This is a genomic window from Candidatus Nanoarchaeia archaeon (assembly GCA_035290625.1).
Lineage (GTDB): Archaea > Nanobdellota > Nanobdellia > Woesearchaeales > DATDTY01 > DATDTY01.
Genome location: DATDTY010000011.1, coordinates 1 through 2435 on the forward strand (window position 1 = coordinate 1; position 2435 = coordinate 2435).

Genomic DNA, 2435 nt, shown 5'->3' on the forward strand with positions numbered 1-2435 from the left:
CCCATCACGATAAAGACTGGTATCAAGCGCATGAAGCATTGCATCATGAAGGTTCCTTCATGCTGACAATACGGCAGTTTGTAGATTTCCTCAGCCTCTTAAAGTCAGGAAAAGCATACTATGCATCAGGAGACAAAGCAGGCACCCAAACACTAAATTCCATCCTGGATGAAATACTGGCAGTAAGAGAGCCATGGCGCTTAGAATGGCTTGACGCAGACTTTAAGGTTATTAATAATACTCTACACATTAACTACAATCATAAACTCACTAACAACCAGCTGCAGCCGCAATACTCGGAGCCATTAGAAGACTGCTTAACCCAAAACAAACTACCAGGCATAGGCTTGAATTACTGGCTCAGAAACGCAACATCCCAGGGGCTTCCTCCTGTAAAAACGCCAAATGGAGATCTGTGGTACTGGGCTCCAGCAAGCAACAACTCTGTCGCCGGGTTCGTCTCTGATGCTGGCGCTGCCTGGCTCTACTGCTGCAGGGAGCCCTCGGGCTCGGATTCCTCCATCGGGGTACGTCAGGCAAAAATTCTCCAGAGGAAATGAAGGTCAGGGAAAATGAACCTCGCACAACACCTAAACACAATAAAGAACAGGATTGGATTAGTCAGCGGCAGCTTAAAAATAAGTGAATACGATGATGCAGATCAAAACATCACCGCTGCCATTAATCCACAAAACTGGCAAATCGAATTCAGCATAAAAAAAGGCTACGAGCCAATCCAGGATAAGCGGCAAAAGGCATACGCACGAAAGAAAAAGATCTCAGACGCAAAAAAGACTCTGCTTGAAGACCTCCTCCACCATGAATTGGCGCATTGGGAGCTTCCCTTCAACTCAGGCTTTGGCTGCCCTTTTGACACCTATCACCATGACCTCATCCTGGAAGCAATTAAAAAGGCGCTTCCGGAAAACAAGCAATCTCTCGCAGGCTATGTTGCAAATGCATTTGAGGATACCCTCATAAACCCAAGAGTGAAAGAGTTTAAAGGAGACTTCTCAGGCCAAGTGCTGTTCTGGGATGATCAGGGAGCTGCAGCGCAAAAACAAGGCAGGGAAACCTATACTCCCTTTTATGAGGCATTTGTAAAATTAAACATGCATCTCTTTGGGGATAATGCAGACGGGGCATTATTAAAAAGGCATTATTCCAATGCTCAAAAAGTTGATGAAGCGGTCCAAAAAACGATAGCAGAGCTTAATCTGCCTGAAAATATCCAAAATACCCCCACTCTTTTTATAAAGCAGCAATGGCCAGGAATGGCCGCAATCTTTGCAAAAAGCCTTGCGGATTTGCTGGAAACGCCTCCAACAGAAAGGCTCTCTGCCTTCTCTGCTGAAGCTGACAGCGCAAAAACAGGCCAGCAGCCAGCAGGCAATGGAATTGAGCAGAAAGCATCAACAAAAGAAGGAAAGGAAGAGATTGCCTATGGAAGGTACAAAAGCAATAATCCCCCGTCTCCAAACATATCAAACTATGAGCAATTAGATGCGCTCTACAGAAGGCTGGCAAAGGCGCTCCCTGTCAATGTTGAAGCAATGACAAGAAGGCAATCCCTTGCTATTGCTCCATTAAACTACCGTCCTTTTGATCCAGAAACAGATGATATGGGAAAAATAAAGCTGACAAAGCTCTATGCAGCTGAAAGCGGGAGGATAACCTTTGGCTATGAAAGAAGTCCAGTCACAGTCATTCAAAAATCAAAAATACAAAAAAGGTCATTTCCAGAATTCAAGATGATCATTCTTGATAATTCGGGCTCAATGCAAGAGGGCCTGAATGGAAACCAGGGAAATACTGCCTTTATTCCTTGGGGAGACAACAGCAAATACCATTATGCGCTCCTTGGATTCTATGGGATAGAGCAATTCCTCCAGGCGCAAGGCATTGCGCAGTATATCGGCCATGGATTGTCCCTGTTCTCCTCATCCACAAAGTACAAAGAATCTGATTTCAAGAATATCCATGAACTAAGAAAATTAGCATTATCCCCTGAATTCGGAAATACAAAAATTAATGTAAGCACACTTGTGGACGCATTACGGGGAAAAGAAAGCTTTGTGCTCTCGCTCTCAGACGGGCAGATCCAGAATTGGGATCAAGTGAAACAAGAATTCGGGCAGCTTGCAGCAAGAAATTATTTTGCCCACATACAGATTGGCCAGCCAAACCAATTCACGCATGACTTGGAATCAAATAAGCTCCCTGTCTTTTATGTCGCATCAGGAGAGGAGCTCTCAAAATTAATGGTCAAAATAAGTACAGATACCTACAAGAGGCTCGCACAACAATGACCCAAAAAACCATTTTCGGGAAACCAATAGAAGGGGCTTACAAGAGATACTTATCAGAGCAGGAAAAGAAACCAGATAAAGAAAAAGAAATCATCATCCCTCCAACAGAAATCCAAAACCCAGAAA

Annotated in this window: 2 protein-coding genes; both read left to right on the forward strand. The window is 44.2% G+C overall.

Going from position 1 to position 2435, the window contains the following annotated elements:
• On the forward strand, positions 1-560 hold a 560-nt coding region (locus tag VJB08_00720; protein HLD42494.1), incomplete at its 5' end, for a hypothetical protein.
• Positions 561-572: 12 nt separating this feature from the next.
• Positions 573-2309, forward strand: a complete 1737-nt coding sequence (locus VJB08_00725; protein HLD42495.1) for a hypothetical protein — start codon at positions 573-575, stop codon at positions 2307-2309.
• Positions 2310-2435: the final 126 nt, after the last annotated feature.